Source organism: Sphingomonas sp. 2378 (assembly GCF_038084995.1).
Lineage (GTDB): Bacteria > Pseudomonadota > Alphaproteobacteria > Sphingomonadales > Sphingomonadaceae > Sphingomonas.
Genome location: NZ_JAXCMJ010000013.1, coordinates 1 through 20,729, shown reverse-complemented (window position 1 = coordinate 20,729; position 20,729 = coordinate 1). Strand labels below are relative to the sequence as shown.

Here is a 20,729-nt window from a genome sequence, read left to right as displayed (position 1 = left end):
CCTCCCCGGCCTGGGGAGGGGGCCTGTCGGATCAGGCCGTGGCGGGCTGCTTCTGCCCGATCGCGCCGAGCAGATCGTCGAACGCCTTGACGAAGGAGGCGACCCCCTCCGCCACCAGCGTGTCGGTCACACCGTTCAGGTCGAGGCCCAGCCGCTCGGCCTCGGCCAGCACATGCTTGGCCTCGTCGATATCGGCGGTCAGCGTCTCGGCCACCGTGCCATGGTCGCGGAAGGCGTCCATCGTCTTGGGCGGCATGGTGTTGACCGTGTCCGGCCCGATCAGCGTGTCGATATAGAGCGTGTCGGGGAAGGACGGATCCTTGGTCCCCGTCGAGGCCCAGAGCAGACGCTGCGGCTGCGCGCCCTTGGCGGCCAGCGCCTGCCAGCGGTCGGACTTCAGGAAGTCCAGATACCACTGATACGCCAGCTTGGCGTTGGCGATGGCGACCTTGCCGCGCACCGCCTTCAGCGCATCCGCCTCGGCATCGCCGGCGGCGATCCGCTCGTCGATCTTCTTGTCGATCGCCGAGTCGATGCGGCTGATGAAGAAGCTGGCGACGCTGGCGATCCGGTCGATCGGCTGCCCGGCCTTGACCCGCTCTTCCAGCCCGGCCGCATAGGCCTCGGCCACCTTGATATAGGCGGCTTGCGAGAAGAGCAGCGTGACGTTGACGTTGATCCCCTTTGCGATGGTCGCCGAGATCGCCGCAGCACCCGCATCGGTGCCCGGAATCTTGATCATCAGATTGGGGCGATCGACCGCATGCCACAGCTTTTCGGCCTCGGCGATGGTCGCGTCGGTGTCGTCGGCGATATAGGGCGACACTTCCAGGCTGACATAGCCGTCCTTGGCGTCGAGCCGGTCATAGACGGGCCCCAGCGTTTCCGCCGCCGCCTTGATGTCCTGGATCGCCAGATGCTCGTAGCGGTCGATGGTCGCCGCGCCGGGATTTTCCTTGTCGAACGCGGCCAGCGTGCCGTCATAGGCGTCGCCATGCCCCATCGCCTTTTCGAAGATCGACGGGTTGGAGGTGACGCCGGTCAGCCCGTCCTCGGCGACCAGCTTTTCCAGCCCCTTCGCCTCGAGGAACTTGCGATCGACGAAATCGAGCCAGGGGGCGCAACCCTTGGCGCCCAGTTCCTGCAACTTGCTCATCACTTGGTCTCCAGCATTTCGCGGGCCACCTTCACGACATTGTCATGGGTGAAGCCGTACTTGTCCTGCAACTTGGCGAGCGGGGCCGAGGCGCCGAAGGTCGACATGGTGATCGTCCGACCGTCGAACCCGACATAGCGGTCCCAGCCGACCGACCCGGCCTGCTCGACCGCCAGACGCCTGGTGACGGCGCGCGGCAGGACGCTTTCCTTATAGGCCGCATCCTGCAACTCGAACCGATACCAACTCGGCAGCGAGACGACGCGCGCCTTGATGCCATCGGCCTTCAACGTCTCATAGGCGTCCGTCACCAGCGACAGTTCCGACCCCGTTGCGATCAGGATGATGTCGGGTGTGCCGTCGCAATCCGCAAGGACGTAACCGCCCTTCCTCACGCCCGAAGCAGGCGCATATTTGCCGCGATCCAGCGTCGGGAGCGCCTGACGTGAGAAGATCAGCGCGGTCGGATGGCTGGCCGACTCGGCGGCGCAACGCCACGCCTCGGCAACTTCGTTGGCATCGCCGGGGCGAATGGTGTCGAGGCCGGGGATCGCGCGCAGCGTCGCCAGATGCTCGATCGGCTGGTGGGTCGGACCGTCCTCGCCCACGCCGATCGAGTCGTGCGTGAAGACGAAGATCGCACCGATCTCCATGATCGCGGCAAGGCGGATCGGCGCGCGCATATAGTCAGAGAAGACCAGGAAGGTCGCGCCATAGGAACGCAGATGCGACAGCGCCATGCCGTCGACGATCGCGCCCATCGAATGCTCGCGCACGCCGAAGTGGAAGTTGCGCCCCTCATAGCTGCCCGGCTGGAACGAACCGCCATCCTTGATCAGCGTCTTGGTCGAGGGCGCGAGGTCGGCCGAACCGCCGATCAGCCACGGCACCTTGGCGGCGATGGCGTTCTGCACCTTGCCGCCCGAATCGCGGCTGGCGATGCCCTTGGCATCCGCCTCGAACACCGGAATCTCGCTGTCCCAGCCCTCGGGCAGTGTGTCGGACAGCATCGCGTCGAGTTCGGCGGCGAGGTCGGGATATTCGGCGCGGTAACGCTCGACCATCGCGACCCATTCGTCGCGCAGCGGCTTGCCGCGTGCCTCGATCGCGCCCTGGAACGCTTCGCGCACGCCGTCGGGGACCAGGAACTTGGCATCCTCGGGCCAGCCATAGGCCTTCTTCGTCGCGCGGATCGCGTCCTCGCCCAGCGGCTCGCCATGCGCCTTTTCGCTGCCCGCCTTGGGGCTGCCATAGCCGATGACCGACTTGACGACGATGAAGGTCGGCTTGTCGGTGGTCGCCTTGAAGGTGTCGAGCGCGGCGGTCAGCGCGGCGACGTCGTTCGCGTCGTCGACATGCAACACGTTCCAGCCATAGGCCTCGAAACGCTTGCCCACATCCTCGTCGAACGCGATGTCCGTGCCGCCCTCGATCGAAATCTGGTTCGAGTCGTAGATCCAGCACAGGTTGGACAGCTTGAGGTGCCCGGCGGTCGAGGCCGCCTCGGACGCGACGCCCTCCATCATGTCGCCGTCGCCGCACACGACATAGACGTCATGGTCGAAGACCGGGAAACCCTCGCGGTTGAAATGCGCCGCCAGCCAGCGCTCGGCGATCGCCATGCCGACCGAATTGCCGCAACCCGCGCCCAGCGGGCCGGTCGTCGTCTCGACGCCGGTGGTGTGACGATATTCGGGGTGGCCCGGTGTCTTGGAGTTGAGCTGACGGAAGCCCTTCAGGTCTTCCAGGCTGAGCGCGGGCTTGCCGGACTTTTTGCCGTCCGCGTCGATCTCCTCGATCCCCGCTAGGTGGATCAGCGAGTAGAGCAGCATCGAGGCATGGCCGACCGACAGCACGAAGCGGTCGCGATTGGGCCAGTCGGCATGGGCGGGGTCGTAGCGCAGGAATTTCGACCAGACGGTGTGACCGACCGGAGCCAGCGCCATCGGCGTGCCGGGATGGCCCGAATTGGCCTGCTGCACCGCGTCCATCGACAGGGTGCGGATGGTGTCGATGGTCAGTCGCTCGATCGACCCGTCTTCATGAAGATGGGTATCGGCCACGGCGTGGGTGGTGGCATCGGTCATGGAGTCTGGCCTCATCCTTGTCTTATGCGATCGAACGCGTCCGCGCCCGCTCTGGTTGCCATGCGTGAGCGGCCTTAGCGCGGGTTCGCCCCCCGTTCCAGCCGGGTAACGATCCCGTTATCCGCAATATAGGCGGCATCGATTTCGCGCAGGAACAGACCATGCCCGACAATTCCTGGTATCGCTACCAGAGAATCGGCGAGGGTCGGGAGCGAGGAATCGTCCCAGCCATGGCCGTCGATGACGATATTGCCATTGTCGGTCCGATAGTCGGGGCGCTCGACCATATGGACGAAAAAATCCTTCAGTCGCGCGGTGACATAGCTTTTGGCGAAGGGCAGTATCTCGACGGGAAGCGGCGTTCCGCCCAGCCGCGCCACCCGCTTCGAGCCATCGGCGATCACGATCATCCGGTCGGCGGCGTCGGCGACGACCTTCTCACGCAGCATCGCCCCGCCCGCCCCCTTTACCGCATACAGCCGCGCGTCGATCGCATCCGCGCCGTCGATCGCCAGATCGACCCGCGACACCTCGGCGAAGTCGCGCACTCGCAGACCCAGCGACTCGGCCAGATTGGCGCTCGCGAGGGAGGTGGCGACCGTCTCGATCCGCAGATTCCGTTCGGCCAGCGCCGCAATGGCGTGCGCGGCGGTCGAGCCGGTCCCCAGGCCCACCAGCATATCGTCGCATACCTCCCGCACCGCGGCAGCGGCGGCGAGGTGCTTATCGGCGTCCCGATCCTTCATTTCCTTACAAAAATGCTCCAGAACCCCAAAGGCTCCCACATGACGGGATTCGCCGCAACGCGACAAATTGCGACAATTAAGGCATGGGGATTTAGGCCATCATCGCTTGCCTTTTCGGCTCCGCCTCGTGCAATTTGACATAAGACAGCAACGTTTGCCCGGATCACGCATTGAGGCGCGAGCCGGGCTCCCGCTCGGCATTTCAGGCAGGTGGACGATTTGAACTTTCCAGGCTTTCGCGGGCGCCGGGCGCTTGCCGGTACGGCCATGGTCCTGGCGCTGGCGACCTTGTCGGCATGTGGCGGCGAAAAAGGCGGCACGGCCAAGGCGCGCGCGGGCGGACAGCAGCAGACGCCGACCGTCGGCTTCGTCACCGTCCAGCCGACCAACGCGCCGATCATCACCGAACTGGCCGCGCGGACCACGGCCTTCGAAAGCTCCGACGTGCGCCCGCAGGTGACCGGCGTCATCCGCCGCCGCTTCTTCACCGAAGGCTCGCTGGTGAAGCGCGGCCAGCCGCTCTACGAGATCGACCCGCGGCTCTACCGCGCCTCGGTCAACCAGGCCGCTGCCAACCTGCAAAGCGCGCAGGCCAATGCGGAGGCGACGCGAACACTCGCCGAACGCTATCGCCCGCTCGCGCAGATCGAGGCCATCTCGAAGCAGGACTATACCAACGCCCAGGCCTCCGCCCGCCAAGCCGCCGCCCAGGTGGCGCAGACCCGCGCCGCGCTGGAAACCGCACGGGTCAACCTGCAATTCACCACCGTCCCCGCCCCCATCACCGGGCGGATCGGCCGCTCGCTGTTCACCGTGGGCGCGCTGGTCAGTGCCAGCCAGACCGATCCGCTGGCGCAGATCCAGCGGCTGGACCCGATCTTCGTCGATATCCAGCAATCCGCCGCCGACCTGCTCTCGCTCCGCCGCAGCCTGTCGGCGCGCGACGGCCTGATCCCCGCCAGCGCGCGCGTGACGCTGCGGCTGGAGGACGGGACCGATTACGGGCAAACCGGCACCGTCGAGTTCGCCGAAGCCGTGGTCGATCCGCAGACCGGCACCGTCACGCTGCGCGCGCGCTTCCCCAATCCGCAAGGACTGTTGCTGCCCGGCATGTTCGTGCGCGCGCGCTTCGCCCAGGCGATCGACACGGGTGCCTATCTGGTCCCGCAACAGGCGATCGCCCGCGACCCCAAGGGCAATGCGACGTTGTTCGTCGTCGGCCAGGACAGCAAGGTCCAGCAGCGGACGGTCAAGGCCGAGCGGACGCAAGGGACCAACTGGGTCGTCACCGATGGCCTGAAACCCGGCGACCGGATCGTGACCCAGGGCCTCGCCAATCTGCGCGCGGGCCAGAGCGTGAAGGCGGTCCCCGCCGACAGTCCGCAAAAGGTCCAGCCCCCCTCGCCCGAGCAGTTGAAGAAGATGCAGGCCGCCAAGAGCAAGGCGGGCTGACCGGACCATGCTCAGCCGCGTCTTCATCGATCGTCCCATCTTCGCCTGGGTCCTTGCCATCATCGTCATGCTGGCGGGCGTCGGCGCGATCATGGGCCTGCCCATCGCGCAATATCCCGACGTCGCGCCGCCCCAGGTGTCGATCCGCGCCACCTTCCCCGGCGCGTCCGCCCAGACGTTGCAGAACTCGGTCACCCAGGTCATCGAGCAGCAACTGACCGGCATCGACGGGCTGCTCTATTTCCAGTCCTCCTCGTCCAGCCGTGGCTCGGTGACGATCACCGCGACCTTCGCAAAGGGCACCGACCCCGATATCGCGCAGGTGCAGGTCCAGAACCAGGTCCAGCAATCGGTCGCACGCCTGCCGCAACAGGTGCAGCAACAGGGTCTGGTCGTCCGCAAGTCGAACCCCGACTTCCTGCTGATCGCAGGCGTCTATGACGAGACGAACCGGATGACGAACCAGGACGTCTCCGACTATCTCGTCTCCAACCTGCAAGACCCGCTGGGCCGTATCCAGGGCGTGGGCGACACCAACGTCTTCGGCTCGCAATATGCGATGCGCATCTGGCTGAACCCGGAGCGGCTGGCCTCCTATCAGTTGATGCCCTCGGACGTGGTCACCGCGATCCAGAACCAGAATACCGAAGTCGCGGCGGGCGAAGTCGGCGGCACGCCGTCGGCCAGCACGCAGATGCTGAACGCCACCGTCACCTCGCAGTCGCGGCTCCAGACGCCCGAGCAGTTCCGCGAGATCATCATCAAGACGCTGAACAACGGCGCGACCGTCAAGCTGTCCGACGTGGCGCGGATCGAGCTGGGCGCGGAAAGCTATGCCGCCGTCAGCCGGATCAACCAGCATCCCGGCGCGGGTATCGCCGTGCTGATGGCCCCCGGCGCCGACGCGCTGAAGACCGCCGAACTGGTCAAGGCGGAAATCACCCGCGTCGCCAAGACCTTCCCGCCCGGCCTGAAGATCGCCTATGCCAATGACACGACCGCCTTCATCAAGCTGTCGATCGACGAGGTGGTCAAGACGCTGATCGAGGCGATCATCCTCGTCGTCATCGTTATGTTCGTCTTCCTGCAAAGCTGGCGCGCGACGCTGATCCCGACGATCGCGGTGCCGGTCGTACTGCTGGGCACCTTCGCGATCTTCTATCTGGCGGGATTCTCGATCAACACCTTGACCTTGTTCGGGCTGGTGCTCGCCATCGGCCTGCTGGTCGACGATGCGATCGTGGTCGTGGAGAATGTCGAGCGCCTGCTCGACGAAAATCCCGACATGACCCCGCGCGAGGCGACGATCGAGTCGATGAACGAGATCACCGTCGCGCTGATCGCGATCGCGCTGGTCCTGTCGGCGGTGTTCCTGCCGATGGCGTTCTTCGGCGGGTCGACCGGCGTCATCTATCGCCAGTTCTCGATCACGATCGTCTCGGCGATGATCCTGTCGGTCGCGGTCGCGATCATCCTGTCCCCCGCCCTCACCGCCAGCCTGCTCAAGCAGAAGGCCAAGGAGGGAGAGGAAGGCGCCTGGCTCGACCGCAAATTCCCGCGCGTGGCGCATGGGCTGCAACGCGCCAAGGACGGGTTCAATTCGCGTTTCGACTGGACGGTGGAGAAATACACCTCCGCCGTGCGCACCGTGGTCGACCGCAAATGGCTGTTCCTGCTGATCTATGTCGGCGTCGTCGCGCTACTGGCGATCCTGTTCCTGCGCCTGCCCACCGGCTTCCTGCCGACCGAGGATCAGGGTTCGGCGATCATCCAGTTCCGCCTGCCCGCCGGCGCGACACAGGGGCGGACGATGGAGATCCAGCGACGCGTCGAGCAATATTTCGCCCAGAACGAAGGCAAGAACGTCCAGGTGCTCTTCACCGTCTCGGGCGGCGGCGGTGGCGGCACCAGCGGCCAGAATACCGGCCAGGGCTTCATCAACTTCGTCGATTGGGCCGACCGCAAGGGCAAGGAAAACAGCGCCGACGCTATTACGGGTCGCGCCTCCGCCGCATTCCGGGGCTTGCGCGACGCGCAGGTCTTCGCGCTCGTTCCGCCCGCCATCCGGGGTCTCGGCCAGTCGGACGGCTTCACCATGGAGTTGCAGAACATCTCGGGCATGTCGCTGGAGAAGTTCGAGGCGATCCGTGACGAATTGCTCGCCAAGGCCAATGCCGATCCCAAGCTGGCCTCGGTCCGCCTGACCGAACTGCCCGATATCGCGACCCTGCGCGTCGACCTCGACCAGCAGAAGCTGTCGGCGCTGGGCCTGACCCAGCAACAGGTGAATTCGACCCTGTCGACCGCCTGGGGCGGGCAATATGTCAACGACTTCATCGACCGTGGCCGCGTGAAGCGCGTCTTCGTCCAGGGCGATGCCCCCTATCGGAGCGAGCCCGAAGACCTGAAGCAATGGTTCGTGCGCGGGTCGAGCGGCCAGATGGCCCCCTTCTCCTCCTTCTCGACGATCAACTGGGGCGTGGCCCCGACCACGCTGTCGCGCTTCAACGGCATCCCGTCCTATGAATTCCAGGGGTCTGCCGCACCGGGCTATAGCTCGGGCGACGCGATGCAGCGGATGACCGAATTGGCCGCGCAAATCCCCGGCACCTCGATCGCCTGGGCGGGGCTGTCCTATCAGGAGCGTTTGTCTGGCGGACAGGCCCCGATCCTCTACGGCCTGTCGATCCTGGTCGTGTTCCTGTGCCTGGCCGCGCTCTATGAAAGCTGGTCGATCCCGTTCGCGGTGCTGCTGGTCATTCCGCTCGGGTTGATCGGGGCGGTGGCGTTCGTCACTTTGCGCGGGCTGACCAACGACGTCTATCTCCAGATCGGGTTGCTCACGACGATGGGGCTGGCGGCGAAGAACGCCATCCTGATGATCGAGTTCGCCGAACAGGCGGAGAAACAGGGCAAGCGCGTGATCGACGCCGCGCTGGAGGCCGCCAAGATTCGTCTTCGCCCGATCCTGATGACCAGCTTCGCCTTCATCTTCGGCGTGTTGCCGCTGGCGATCTCGACCGGTGCGGGGGCGAACAGCCGTATCGCGATCGGCACCGCCGTGATTGGGGGCATGCTGACCGCGACGGTGCTGGCGATCTTCTACATCCCGCTGTTCTTCGTGCTGGTCCGCCGGTCGGTCCGCAACGGCCTGGCCCGGCTGCGGGGCAAGCCGATGAGCGAGCATGGCGCGGGGCATCGCCCGGCACCCGACGCACCCGAGGCGGAGAAGGCCTGATGCGTATCCTGTCCCCGCTCCCCGCCATGCTGCTGGCCGCGACCGCGCTGTCGGCCTGCTCGATGGCGCCGAAGTACGAGCGCCCCGCCACGCCGGTGCCGCCCTCCTGGCCGGTCGGCGACGCCTATCTCCGCCAGTCGGAGGCGGCGCTGCCGACGGTGCGCTATAGCGACGTGTTCCGCGACGCCCGGTTGCAGCAACTGATCGTGCAGGCGCTGGCCAACAATCGCGACCTGCGCGTCGCCGCCGCCAATATCGCGTCCACCCGCGCGCAATATCGCATCCAGCGCGGCAGCCTGTTCCCGCAGATCGATGCGACGGGCCGCTACAGCTATACCGATCGCGGTTCGGGCGGTGCGGGCAGCCAGGCGGTCGGCAATGGCGGCACGGGAACCGGCACGGGCGGGACGGGCACGGGCACTGGGACCGGCGGCACCGGCACTGGCACCGGCGGCACCGGCGGCACGATCGTCACCGGCGCGAACGGTTCGGGCAGCGCCTGGTCGGTCAATCTGGGCACGACCGCGTTCGAGCTGGACCTGTTCGGGCGTATCCGTTCGCTGACCGGCGCGGCGCTCGATCGCTATTTCGCGACCGAGGCCGCCGCCCGCGCGACCCGGCTGACGCTGGTGGGCGACATCGCCGATGCCTGGCTGACCTATGGCGCGGACCAGAGCCTGCTCGCCATCGCGCAGCAGACCGCCGCCAATGCCGAGCGCAGCGTCACGCTGACCCGCGCGCGGCTGACCGGTGGGATCGCTCCGCGTACCGACCTGCGTCAGGCCGAGCAGGTGCTGGCGACCGCCCAGGCCGATCTGGCGCAACAGAAGACCGCCGTCGCGCAGGACATCAACGCGCTGCAACTGCTGGTCGGCGCGCCGATCGATACGGCGCTTCTCCCCCGCTCGATCGAGGAGGCGGCCCCCACCGTCGCAACCCTGCCCGCCGGGCTCGATTCAGGGATCCTCCTGCGCCGCCCGGATGTGGTGCAGGCCGAATATCTGCTGCGCGCCGCCAATGGCCAGATTGGGGCGGCGCGGGCGGCGTTGTTCCCGCGGATCTCGCTGACCGGGCTGGTCGGCTTCGCCAGCACCGCGCTGTCCTCGCTCTTCTCAGGGGGCAGCTTCAACTATTCGGTCGCACCCGCCGTCAGCTATCCGATCTTCCAGGCCGGGGCCGGGGTCGCGAACGTCCAATATTCGGAGGCGCAGCGCGATGCGGCGCTGGCAACCTATGAAAAGGCGATCCAGACCGCCTTTCAGGAAACCGCCGACGCCTTGGCGCGGCAGGGGACGATCGCGGACCAGCTGGGGGCCAATCGCCGCTTCCTGGATGCCGCCGCCGACACCTATCGCCTGACCGAGGCGAGCTATCGCGGCGGGGTGACGCCCTTCCTCAACACATTGGACGCGCAGCGTTCGCTCTATTCGGCGCAGCGAACCGTGATCGCGACTCAGCTGGTCGAGGCGAGCAACCGGGTGTCGCTCTACCGCGTGCTCGGCGGCGATTCGCTGCTGGAGACCACGCCGAACGGCCCGGTGGCGCTCGGCGCGGGGCAGTAATCCACCACCATCACCCCCTCCCTCTCCTTACGGGAGAGGGAGGGGTGGAAGTCAGAATGCCTTACCCCTGGTCCTGCCTGGACCGAACCGCTCCGACCGCGTCACGCCCGAACTGGACGATCATCTCGCCGATCTCGCGCGCCTGCGACATGGAGCGGGTGCCCTGTTCCCGCAGGAAATCGGTCTGGATGCGCATCACATCGGACAGGTCCTTGGCGGAGGCCGCCGCGCGCATCGCCGAAAAGGCTTCGCGTGCATTGGTTTCCGCCTGATCCAGCATCTTGAGCGTCACGGCCGATCCGCCTTCCGCGATCTTCTGACCCGAAGCTTGCATCGCTTCGCCCGCGCCCTTCATCCGGTCGGTAAAGGCGCCAGCGCCCATATCGCCGCCGATGGCACCCGCACCGCCGCCATTTCCGAATTCGTCGGCCATGTCATGATCTCCTTGCCCGTTACCGTTCGAATTGAACCCTTGGGGCCCCCGAGAGTTGCACGGCTTCCGGCCGGGCCGCCTTTCGATCACAGCCGCTGGAAATAAGCTTCCAGGATCGCCCGGCACTTGGCCGTGGCGCTGAGGCGACCGTCTTCGGACCGCTCGATCCAGTCGCGCGCGATCAGCAGGTCGATCCACCGCGTGCCCGCCACGCCGTCGCCCGGCAAGCCCGCCGCGTCCAATATGGCTGCATCCCCTTGCAGGTGTTGCGCGACATACACGGCCAGCACGATCTCCCAGGCGGGATCGCCGAACAGGTCGCCATCGGGGCCCGCCATAGCCCGGACGTGCCGACGATGGCGAAGGATCATCGCGGCGCATTCGCGCGGGGTCGGCACACGGGGCGGGCGCGGCACGGGCACGCCGCCCGCCTCGCCCGAAATCGCCTGGATCCGCACCTGAACGTCGGTCATGACGGCGGTGAACTGGGTAAAGCTGGCGCGATCCTCCTCCGGCCAGTGGAGCAGGCGCAGGTCAGACGTCATCGCGCGGCTCCCGCCACGGCAGGCTCCAGTCCGGGTCGTGCCCGTACAGCGCCAGTCGCCGCTGGTGCCGCATCACGCCCAGTGCCAGCACCAGGATCATCGGATAGGCCAGCTTGCCCGCCGCCACCGCATACATCCACGGCATCAGCCCCGGATCGAGGCCGCGCACCCCATGGACGCCGATGGCCAGCAGATGCAGCGCCGCCAGCCACAAAGGCCAGAACCGATTGGCCACAGCCGCCACGACCACCAATCCGGCCATCAGCGCCAGGTCGATGACCAACCCCGCCATATCGACCGAACGAAAGCTGGTCGCCGGGTCGAAAGGGACGAGGTAGGTCGCCACCGAGGCGACGAACAACATGATCGCGGTCCATCGCTCGGGCCGCCCGCCGCGCAGCAACGCGTAGAGGCATACCACGGCCTGTAGAATGTTGAAGATATAGACGTGAATCACGGCGTGCGCCGCAGGGATGAGGCGGAATTGGGCATCTCGCCGCTGTGATCCTCAGGCCGCGACGCGCGGGGGCGTCCGGACATCAAGGCCCGTCGATTCGCGTCGCCTGGCGCGGTCGTCGCCATGATCGTCCGCATCGAAACCCGGCTTTTCCCCAGTGCGGGGGCTCTGCACGATATGATCGCCGCCCTGACCGATCGTCTGCGCCGCCCGGTTCAGCAATTCGAGCGCATGTTGCCCGACGACCGCCGACAGCCGGGCCTCCGCCCGCCCCTGGGGCAACGCCGCCGCCAGCGCGCCCGCCGTCGCGAAGGCGGCGTCCAGATCATTTTCCAGCTGCCCCAACAGGCGAGCCACCTGGCCCCCCGCGTCATGCCCTGTCGTCATCGCGCGCCTCAACCCGTTCCCGAATCCCGCACCCCGGATAGGGGGGCGCGGCGAATCATGTTCAACCGGCAAGGTGCGACATCCGACCGATGACGCGGGCCATCACGTCCAGCCCCGTCGCCAGCATGCCGAATCCGACGGCGAGCGCGATGGCGATCACGGAAACCCATAACAGCCTTTCGGCCACCGTCATGTCGTTGCGAAGCTGGCCTCGCCGCCGGAAAGGCAGGGGCAAGCGGGGCGATGCGTGGACATGGCCGTCCTGCACCGCCCCACCGACCGTACTCCCATCCGGTGCGGTCGGCCTTGGCACGGGGTTCGGTTCGGACGACAGCCCCATAGAATCGGGTATGATTTTACTGGGGTCGGTTTCCGAAGGCTTTTCCGTATCTTGGTCGGAATCCTGGGCCTCGAACTCGGCCAGCGCCAACGCCGCCTCACGCCGGTTGCGCGCGCCCAGAAGGCGCACCGCCTCCGCCAGATAGCTGTCGACCGTGGATTTGCCCAAGCCCAGTTCGGCGGCGATTTCCTTGGACCCCATGAGTGCTTTCACGCCACGCAGGCATTGGCGGTGGCGACGGGTAAGAAGGGCGAAACGTTCGGGGGTCATCTCGTTTTCCGGCCACGCCGGAGGATCCGTCCAGGCATGACGACGCCCTAGCCGCGACTAAGGGTCGTCGCCAAGCGCTTCCGCGTCCGTTCCGGGCGCGTTCGAACTACTGAGAAACAAGGTTAATCGATTTAACGATTCTGTCGAAAACTTATGAGCCGGACTTGCCCGGCATCTTGATGGCCTCGATCGAATCGAGCGCGCGGAGCAGATCGTCGAAGGCGGCGTCCTCCTCCACCGGAAAGGACCGGCGGAAGCCGGAGCCCAGCACGTCGAGGTCGCGCTGGGTCAGCAGGCCGACCGCGACGATCGGATCGGGGCGGCGCGGCGCCGGCGGCCGATCGCGCGTCATTGGCATCGTCCTATCGGGGCCTGGCCGTTCCGCCCGAGCGTGCTTTCGCGGCACGCGGCATTTTGACACGGCGCAGGCATAGGAAATCGTGTCACTTTCAGGCCGCGCATCGTCCGAACTCCATTCATGATGGCTGAACCCGTCATTCGGCGTGCCTGTTCCACGCATTTTCGGCACTTGCGACCGGGCACCGGGACAGTCGATCCGCCTTGCCTCCGTTTCGTCGGGCTTTCGCACGCGCACACCCTTCCCTCTGAGGCAACCCATTGCTAAGGCCGCGCGTGTCAACCGGATCTATCCCCGGCGCGCCTGCTCGCGGCTGAAGCTGCCGTGTCCCACTGGGCGTGCCCGGCTCGACCAAGAAGGGACGCCCATGACTGCGATAGGCCAGGACAGCCTGAACACCCGCTCGACGCTGACCGTCGACGGCAAGAGCTATGATTATTACAGCCTCGCCAAGGCTTCCGAGCAGCTCGGCGACATCAGCCGCCTGCCCTTCTCGATGAAGGTGCTGCTGGAGAATCTGCTGCGCTTCGAGGACGGCAAGACCGTCACGCGCGAGGATATCCAGGCGATCGTCGACTGGCAGAAGACCCAGCGTTCGGACCGCGAGATCCAGTATCGCCCGGCCCGCGTGCTGATGCAGGACTTCACCGGCGTGCCGTGCGTGGTCGACCTCGCCGCGATGCGCGACGCGATCACCAAGCTGGGCGGCGATGCGGCCAAGATCAATCCGCAGGTTCCCGTCCACCTCGTCATCGACCACTCGGTCATGGTCGACGAGTTCGGCACGCCGCAGGCCTTCGAGGATAACGTCGACCTCGAATATCAGCGCAACATGGAACGCTATGAATTCCTGAAGTGGGGATCGAAGGCGCTCGACAATTTCTCGGTGGTTCCGCCGGGCACCGGCATCTGCCACCAGGTGAATCTGGAATATATCGGCCAGGCCATCTGGTCCTCGACCGAAACCGGCGACCATGCCAAGGGCAGTGCGACCATCGCCTATCCGGACACGCTGGTCGGCACCGACAGCCACACCACGATGATCAACGGCCTGGGCGTGCTCGGCTGGGGCGTCGGCGGGATCGAGGCGGAAGCCGCGATGCTGGGCCAGCCCGTGTCGATGCTGATCCCCGAGGTCGTCGGCTTCAAGCTGACCGGCAAGCTTCAGGAAGGCATCACCGCCACCGACCTGGTGCTGACCATCACCCAGATGCTGCGCGCCAAGGGCGTGGTCGGCCGCTTCGTCGAGTTCTACGGCCCCGGCCTGTCGTCGATGACGCTCGCCGACCGCGCGACAATCGCCAACATGGCGCCGGAATATGGCGCGACCTGTGGCTTCTTCCCCGTGGACGACAAGACGCTCGACTATATGCGCCTCACCGCGCGTTCGGACGAGAATGTCGCGCTGGTCGAGGCCTATGCCAAGGCCAACGGCTTCTGGCGTCATGACGATGCCGCCGACCCCGTCTTCACCGACACGCTGGAACTCGACATGTCGACGGTCGTGCCGTCGCTGGCGGGTCCGAAGCGTCCGCAGGACAAGGTCGTCCTCACCGAGGTGGACGACGTGTTCAACGCCGACCTCGCCAAGGTGTACAAGAAGGACGCCCCCGCGCGCGTCGCGGTCGATGACCGTGGCCATGACATCGGCGACGGCGACGTGGTGATCGCCGCGATCACAAGCTGCACCAACACCTCGAACCCGAGCGTGCTAGTCGCCGCCGGTCTGGTCGCGCGCAAGGCGAACGCACTGGGCCTGAAGCCCAAGCCCTGGGTCAAGACCTCGCTCGCCCCCGGTTCGCAGGTCGTCACCGATTATCTCGACAAGGCGGGCCTGACCGCCGATCTCGACGCGATCGGCTTCAACCTGGTCGGCTATGGCTGCACCACCTGCATCGGCAATTCGGGTCCGCTCGCCGAGCCGATCTCGAAGGCGATCAACGGCAACGACATCGTCGCCGCGAGCGTGTTGTCGGGCAACCGCAACTTCGAGGGCCGCGTGTCGCCCGACGTGCGCGCCAACTTCCTGGCCAGCCCGCCGCTGGTGGTGGCCTATGCGCTGAAGGGCACCGTCACGCAGGACATGCGCGAGACGCCGATCGGCCAGGGCAAGGACGGCCAGGACGTGTACCTCAAGGACATCTGGCCCTCGAACGAGGAAGTCCGTTCGCTGATGGATGCGAACATCGACGACGAGATGTTCCGTTCGCGCTACGGCAATGTCTATGCGGGCGACGCCAAGTGGTCGGCGATCGAGGTGACCGGATCCGACACCTATGCCTGGCCCGCCGCTTCGACCTATGTCGCCAACCCGCCCTATTTCGAGGGCATGGAGATGACGCCGAAGCCCGTCACCGACATTATCGAGGCCAAGCCGCTCGCCATCCTGGGCGACTCGATCACCACCGACCACATCAGCCCGGCCGGTTCGATCAAGGCCGACAGCCCGGCAGGCATCTTCCTGCAAGAGCATCAGGTCGCCAAGAAGGACTTCAACTCCTATGGCGCGCGTCGCGGCAACCATGACGTGATGATGCGCGGCACCTTCGCCAATATCCGCATCAAGAACGAGATGGTGCCGGGTGTCGAAGGCGGCATGACCCGGTATGAAGGCGAAGTGATGCCGATCTATGACGCCGCGATGCGTCACAAGGCCGACGGCACGCCGCTCGTCATCGTCGCGGGCAAGGAATATGGCACCGGATCGTCGCGCGACTGGGCGGCGAAGGGCACCAACCTGCTGGGCGTGCGCGCGGTCATCACCGAGAGCTTCGAGCGTATCCACCGCTCGAACCTGGTCGGCATGGGCGTGTTGCCGCTTCAGTTCGCCGAGGGCGTGACCCGCGAGACGCTGAAGCTCGACGGCAGCGAGACCTTCACCATCCAGGGCGTGGCGGGTCTCCGTCCGCGTCAGGATGTCGAGGTGATCCTGGCCCGCAAGGACGGCTCGACCGAGACCTTCCTGACCAAGTGCCGCATCGATACCGTCAACGAACTGGAATATTTCCTGAACGGCGGCATCCTGCAATACGTGCTGCGCAACCTGGCGGCGTAAGCGGCTTTCCCGAGGGTGAGCCCGATGCTCGCCCTTTGGAGTAGGAAAAAGTCCGTCCGGAGCGATCCGGGCGGGCTTTTTCATACGTTGCAGCAGGAGACATGCACTTGATCCCCCTCTCCTTCAGGGGAGGGGCCGGGGGGTGGGGCGCATCCGCCAGCGCACGGCTCTTTGAAAGGCCCCACCCCGACCCCTCTTCCGAAGGGGAGGGGCGGCTTCGGATCCGTGATGCCCTCAATCCTCCCCAAGCCATGCTTGGGGAGGGGGACCGCGCCCGTCAGGGCGTGGTGGTGGGGCAGGCCGCCTCGCCCCTCCACCACCGCTTCGCGGCGGTCCCCCTCCCCGCGCTGTCGCGCAGGGAGGAATGGGTCAGTCGGCGACCTTCTGCGCCTCGACGATCCGGGCGTCGCTCCCCAGGGTATAGAGATAGGCTTTCCGCTCCTCCGATCCCGGACGGAGCCGCTTGAGAATGCGTTCCTGATCCCTGGTCAGCGCGAAGCGGGTATAGCCCGACCGGACGAGACAGCCATTCACCTCATCCTGAAGCTGGGCCTGCAAAGCATCGACATGCTGGTCGGGGCGGTACATGCGCCGCAGCATGACCTGCCGTTCGCTCTTGTCGAATACGGAGTCGTTTCCCGCCGACGGCATGTTGTTCTCGCGTTCGAGCACCTCGAAGCCGCGAACATATTTCTTGGCCTCATCGTCCCCGGCCACATCCCGCCGCGCCGCCTTGAGCATGCATTCGCGACTGCCGCTGTCGAACAGTTCGCGCGACGATCCGGGTTTGCCCCAGCTATAACTCCGGGTCGGTTTGGCCGTCGCGACGGAACCGGACAACAGCGCGATGCCCACGCCCAGCGGAATGATGGCTCGCAACATGATCTCTCCCACGGCTTGCCACGGCGATGTCCGCCGGGTCGGCCCGTCATTCCGACGGGCGTGGGGATCATAACCTGGTGGAACGCCCCGGCTCAATGCGGGCGTTGCGACTTTCGCAAAGCGGTTTCGCGCTCCAGCCGTTCGAGCATCGCCTCGATCGATTCCTCCGCCCGGTCGGGACGCGGCAGCGCCGCCCCCTGGTCGACGGCCTCGGGCTCGCGCATCGGCGGGATCGGCATGGGTTCCGGCGCGGACGGCTCCGCATCCAGCGGTGCGAAGGGGCGGACCGGTTCGCGCGGCGTCGTCAGGATGGCATCGGGGTCATAGGCTGCCAGCGGCTGGTCGAGATCGGCGGGCAGCGTCCGCTCGATCACCTCGTCCTCCACCGGGGGCGGCGGTGCGCCCAGTTCGGCGGCATGGAGCGGGCGGCGCGGCGGCGCGTCGGGATGCCGGTCGGAGCGGCGGACCGAGGGCACATAATCCTCGTCATCCTCGCGCTCGACCGGGGCCTTGCGCGCCAGCAGCCCGCCCGGCCCCCAGAGCAGATAGGCGATCGCCCAGACCACCGCACCACCGCCGACCCCGGCGACACCGGCCAGCAGCAACCGGGCCTTGATCCCCAGCGGCGGCTGCGCGGCGGAGACGAGGTCGGCCAGCCCCAGTTGCGCCACCAGCATCTCCAGCCGCCAGCCCGGCGCGATCAGCACCAGAAGGGCGAGGAACACACCGACGGCCCCACCGATCAGGGCGGGGGCGAAGCGATAGGGAGAGGGCGTGGCGGTGAAGGTCATAGGCTGTTCGTCGACGCCCTGTGTAATAGCCGCTGGTAAACAGGTTCGTAATGGCGAATATTCGAGGCCCAATCGCGTTCCTTTTCGACAAATGCTCGCCCCGCCGCCCGCCGGGCGTCCCAGATCGCGCGATCGCCCAGCAGATCCGCCAGCGCATCGGCCAGCGCCGCCGGGTCGTCGGGTGGGAACAGCGTGCCCGTCACCCCGTCGCGGATCAGCTCGCGATGGCCACCGACATTCGACGCCGCCACGAGTCGTCCCTGCGCCATCGCCTCCAGCGGCTTGAGCGGGGTGACCAGGTCGGTCAGCCGCATCTTCTTGCGCGGATAGGCGAGCACATCGACCAGTCCGTAATAACGCTCGACCTCCTGATGCGGCACGCGGCCGACGAAGCGGATCGCATCCGCCACTGGCGAGGCGTCCGCCTGCGCGCGCAATGCCGCCTCCATGGGTCCTCCGCCAACCAGCAGCAGTCGTGCCTTGGGCCGCGCCGCGACCAGGCGCGGCATGGCGGCGATCAGGTCGTCCAGCCCTTCATAGTCATAGAAGCTGCCGATGAAGCCGATCACCTCGGCCCCCTCCAGCCCCCATTCCGCCGCCAGCGCTGCGTCGCGCGGCACCGGCTGGCCGAACAGGGTCAGGTCGACGCCGTTGGGCGAGACGATGATCTTGTCCGCCCCGATCCCCCGCGCGATCAGGTCGCCGCGAAGCCCCTCGCAAATCACCGCCACCGCATCGGCGCGGGCACAGGCCCAGCTTTCCACGGCGCGAGTGACGCGGTAGCGCGCGCTGCCCTCCACCCCGGTGCCGTTGCCGACCGCCGCATCCTCCCAAAAGGCGCGAATCTCATAGACCAGCGGCAGGCCGCGCCGCCGCGCCACCGCCCACCCGGCCAGCGCGTCGAGGACCGGCGAATGAGCATGGAGGACGTCGGGGCGAAACGCCTTCACCGCCGAATCGATCGCGCGGACCTGCGCCGCCAGCCCGGCCCCCTCGCCGATCACGCCGCGCCGCCCCGCGCCGCCGCCCTGGACCGGCGTGCGGTGGAAGGTCAGGCCGTCGACCATCTCGACACCGCCCTTCCCCGCCCCCTGGCGCGGCCCGGTGACGGCGGCGACGGTCATCCCCGCCGCCTCCTGGGCCTTCAGGATCGCGCGGGTGCGAAAGCTGTACCCGCTTTGCAGCGGCAGGCCATGATCGAGAATATGCAGGATACGCATGACGTTGTGCCTGTCATGCCACCCCTTAACGCCGCGTCAACCGGCGGCTTATAAGCGTCTGGGGACGTTGACGGCTTTGGGACGGAAAGAAGGGCGATGATCGACAGTTTTGCCCTTTTGCTCACCCATGGCCTGATGCTGATCGCGGCATGGCGGCTGCTCGGCCGACGCGATCTGGACCAGGAGGGGGAGGAGCGCCCTTCCCGCGTCGATCGGCTCCGCGCACAGGGGCGGCGCCCCGATGCGTGACCTGTTCCTGATCGGATTCCTGTTCAGCCTGTTCGCCATGGGGCTGCGACGCCCGTTCCTGATGGTGCTGGCCTATATCTATATCGATATCGTCTCGCCCCAGCGGCTGACCTATTATCTGCTGAACACGGTGCCGATCTCGCTGATCGCGGTGGTCGCCGCGCTGGGGGGATGGGCGCTGACCGACGACAAGCGCGACAGCCGCTTCACCGCGCGGCAGGGGGCGATCCTGCTGCTGCTGATCTATTGCGCGATCACCACCTATTTTGGCGCGGACTTTCCGGTCGAGGCCAGGGACAAATGGGACTGGGTGTGGAAGGCGCTGGCCTTCGCCGTCTTCCTGCCCCTGACCCTGCGAACGCGATTGCGGGTCGAGGCGCTGCTGCTGTTCATGATCCTGTCGCTGTCCTCGATCGTCATCGTCGGGGGGATCAAGACGCTGTTCTCCGGGGGCGGCTATGGCGAGCTGAACCTGATGGTGGTCAACAATACCGGATTGTACGAGGGCAGCATCATCTCGGCGGTCGCGGTGGCGGCCATCCCGGTCATCCTGTGGCTGATGAAGCATGGCACCATCTTCCCGCCCGACTGGCGGGTGCGGGCGTTCGGCCTGGGGCTGATCTTCGCCTGCCTGCTGATCCCGGTCGGTACCTCGGCACGGACGGGATTGTTGTGCATCGGCCTGCTGGCGGTCCTGATGTTGCGCGATGTGAAGCGCCGCCTGCTCTATATCGGCGCGCTGGTGGTGGCGGGGATGGCGGTCGTGCCGCTGCTCCCCGCCTCCTATACCGAACGGATGAACACCATCCGCACCTATCAGGGGGACGAGTCCGCCTCGACCCGGCTGGCCGTGTGGAAATGGACGCTCGACTATGTCAGCTCCAATCCGTTCGGCGGCGGGTTCAACGCCTATCTCCAGAACAGCCTGCGCTACGACATCACGACCGTCCGGGGATCGGCGCATGACAGCAAGGTGGAGCAGAAGGTCACCACCGACCGTGCCCGCGCCTATCATTCCAGCTATTTCGAAATGCTGGGCGAGCAGGGTTGGCCGGGCCTGTTCCTGTGGCTGGGCATCAATATCGCCGGGCTGTTGCGGATGGAGTCGCTACGCCGTCGCTATCGCAAGGCGGACGATCCGCTTCACTGGGGCGGGCAACTGGCGGGCGCGCTCCAGCATGCGCATCTGATCTATCTGCTGGGCGGGGCGTTCGTCGGGATCGCGTTCAATCCCTTCCTCTATCAGTTGATGGCGGCGCAGATCGGGCTCGACACCTATCTGGCGCGACGCACGCGCGAGGGGCGGCAGAAGGCGGTGCTTGGCAACCGCCCGCTAAGGCCGAGCACTGTTCCTCCCCTTTAAGGATTCCTCTGCGAAACGGCTCATTTGTGACAGAGGATTTGGGCGAGGCTTTCGCTGCAGGGATCCGGTACGGGCCTTGGTCAGCTTTGGCTGGCCGGTTTGGAGGGGCAGGATCGCCCCGGCTCAGCCAGCGGCAAG

General features: G+C 66.5%; 18 protein-coding genes. 6 read left to right on the top strand and 12 right to left on the bottom strand.

Going from position 1 to position 20,729, the window contains the following annotated elements; all coding sequences use genetic code 11:
* Window positions 1–31: 31 nt before the first annotated feature.
* The 3 genes from tal to rpiA all read right to left on the bottom strand — a co-directional run bounded on the left by tal (window position 32) and on the right by rpiA (window position 3,989).
* On the bottom strand, window positions 32–1,156 hold the full coding sequence (gene tal, locus SM191_RS08745) for a transaldolase (RefSeq protein WP_341505849.1): 1,125 nt from the start codon (window positions 1,154–1,156) through the stop codon (window positions 32–34).
* Entirely contained in the window at window positions 1,156–3,243 is a 2,088-nt protein-coding gene (tkt, locus tag SM191_RS08740; protein WP_341505847.1) for a transketolase, read from the bottom strand. Before tkt ends, tal begins: the two co-directional genes overlap by 1 nt.
* A 74-nt stretch (window positions 3,244–3,317) precedes the next feature.
* A complete protein-coding gene (gene rpiA / locus SM191_RS08735) occupies window positions 3,318–3,989 on the bottom strand; it encodes a ribose-5-phosphate isomerase RpiA (protein ID WP_341505846.1) in 672 nt (223 codons plus the stop codon).
* Between the two features lie 267 nt (window positions 3,990–4,256).
* On the opposite strand from rpiA, the gene SM191_RS08730 reads away from it, so the two are divergent.
* The 3 genes from SM191_RS08730 to SM191_RS08720 are packed head-to-tail and all read left to right on the top strand — an operon-like array spanning window position 4,257 to window position 10,241.
* Window positions 4,257–5,441 (top strand): efflux RND transporter periplasmic adaptor subunit, encoded by a 1,185-nt coding sequence (locus tag SM191_RS08730; protein WP_445949836.1) that lies wholly within the window; start codon window positions 4,257–4,259, stop codon window positions 5,439–5,441.
* Window positions 5,442–5,448: 7 nt separating this feature from the next.
* Window positions 5,449–8,679: an efflux RND transporter permease subunit gene (locus SM191_RS08725; protein ID WP_341505844.1), complete on the top strand. Its 3,231-nt coding sequence runs from the start codon at window positions 5,449–5,451 to the stop codon at window positions 8,677–8,679.
* Window positions 8,679–10,241, top strand: a complete 1,563-nt coding sequence (locus tag SM191_RS08720; RefSeq protein WP_341505843.1) for an efflux transporter outer membrane subunit — start codon at window positions 8,679–8,681, stop codon at window positions 10,239–10,241. The genes SM191_RS08725 and SM191_RS08720 overlap by 1 nt, the downstream gene beginning before the upstream one ends.
* Before the next feature lie 61 nt (window positions 10,242–10,302).
* On the opposite strand, the gene phaP is transcribed toward SM191_RS08720, so the two are convergent.
* The 6 genes from phaP to SM191_RS08690 all read right to left on the bottom strand — a co-directional run bounded on the left by phaP (window position 10,303) and on the right by SM191_RS08690 (window position 13,025).
* Window positions 10,303–10,674 carry a phasin family protein gene (phaP, locus tag SM191_RS08715; RefSeq protein ID WP_306999187.1) on the bottom strand — a complete coding sequence of 124 codons (372 nt, stop codon included), beginning with the start codon at window positions 10,672–10,674 and terminating at the stop codon, window positions 10,303–10,305.
* An 86-nt stretch (window positions 10,675–10,760) separates the two neighbouring features.
* Window positions 10,761–11,219: a hypothetical protein gene (locus tag SM191_RS08710; protein ID WP_341505842.1), complete on the bottom strand. Its 459-nt coding sequence runs from the start codon at window positions 11,217–11,219 to the stop codon at window positions 10,761–10,763.
* Window positions 11,209–11,676, bottom strand: coding sequence for a hypothetical protein (locus SM191_RS08705; protein WP_341505841.1), 468 nt, complete (start codon window positions 11,674–11,676; stop codon window positions 11,209–11,211). The genes SM191_RS08710 and SM191_RS08705 overlap by 11 nt, the downstream gene beginning before the upstream one ends.
* Before the next feature lie 51 nt (window positions 11,677–11,727).
* On the bottom strand, window positions 11,728–12,063 hold the full coding sequence (locus SM191_RS08700; RefSeq protein ID WP_341505840.1) for a hypothetical protein: 336 nt from the start codon (window positions 12,061–12,063) through the stop codon (window positions 11,728–11,730).
* Window positions 12,064–12,124: 61 nt separating this feature from the next.
* Complete coding sequence (locus SM191_RS08695; protein ID WP_306999179.1) at window positions 12,125–12,673, bottom strand: helix-turn-helix domain-containing protein; 549 nt, start codon at window positions 12,671–12,673, stop codon at window positions 12,125–12,127.
* Window positions 12,674–12,824: 151 nt separating this feature from the next.
* Window positions 12,825–13,025, bottom strand: a complete 201-nt coding sequence (locus tag SM191_RS08690) for a hypothetical protein (protein WP_306999177.1) — start codon at window positions 13,023–13,025, stop codon at window positions 12,825–12,827.
* Between the two features lie 373 nt (window positions 13,026–13,398).
* Between SM191_RS08690 and acnA the strand changes: the two genes are divergently transcribed.
* A complete protein-coding gene (acnA, locus tag SM191_RS08685) occupies window positions 13,399–16,086 on the top strand; it encodes an aconitate hydratase AcnA (protein ID WP_341505839.1) in 2,688 nt (895 codons plus the stop codon).
* Window positions 16,087–16,455: 369 nt separating this feature from the next.
* On the opposite strand, the gene SM191_RS08680 is transcribed toward acnA, so the two are convergent.
* The 3 genes from SM191_RS08680 to SM191_RS08670 form a co-directional block, all read right to left on the bottom strand.
* On the bottom strand, window positions 16,456–16,968 hold the full coding sequence (locus tag SM191_RS08680) for a hypothetical protein (protein WP_341505838.1): 513 nt from the start codon (window positions 16,966–16,968) through the stop codon (window positions 16,456–16,458).
* A 92-nt stretch (window positions 16,969–17,060) separates the two neighbouring features.
* A complete protein-coding gene (locus SM191_RS08675; RefSeq protein WP_341505837.1) occupies window positions 17,061–17,759 on the bottom strand; it encodes a hypothetical protein in 699 nt (232 codons plus the stop codon).
* Complete coding sequence (locus tag SM191_RS08670) at window positions 17,756–18,979, bottom strand: TIGR04063 family PEP-CTERM/XrtA system glycosyltransferase (protein ID WP_341505835.1); 1,224 nt, start codon at window positions 18,977–18,979, stop codon at window positions 17,756–17,758. Before SM191_RS08670 ends, SM191_RS08675 begins: the two co-directional genes overlap by 4 nt.
* A 96-nt stretch (window positions 18,980–19,075) precedes the next feature.
* On the opposite strand from SM191_RS08670, the gene SM191_RS08665 reads away from it, so the two are divergent.
* Entirely contained in the window at window positions 19,076–19,228 is a 153-nt protein-coding gene (locus tag SM191_RS08665) for a hypothetical protein (RefSeq protein ID WP_306999169.1), read from the top strand.
* Window positions 19,221–20,591 carry a putative O-glycosylation ligase, exosortase A system-associated gene (locus SM191_RS08660; protein ID WP_341505834.1) on the top strand — a complete coding sequence of 457 codons (1,371 nt, stop codon included), beginning with the start codon at window positions 19,221–19,223 and terminating at the stop codon, window positions 20,589–20,591. Before SM191_RS08665 ends, SM191_RS08660 begins: the two co-directional genes overlap by 8 nt.
* The last annotated feature ends 138 nt before the right edge of the window (window positions 20,592–20,729 follow it).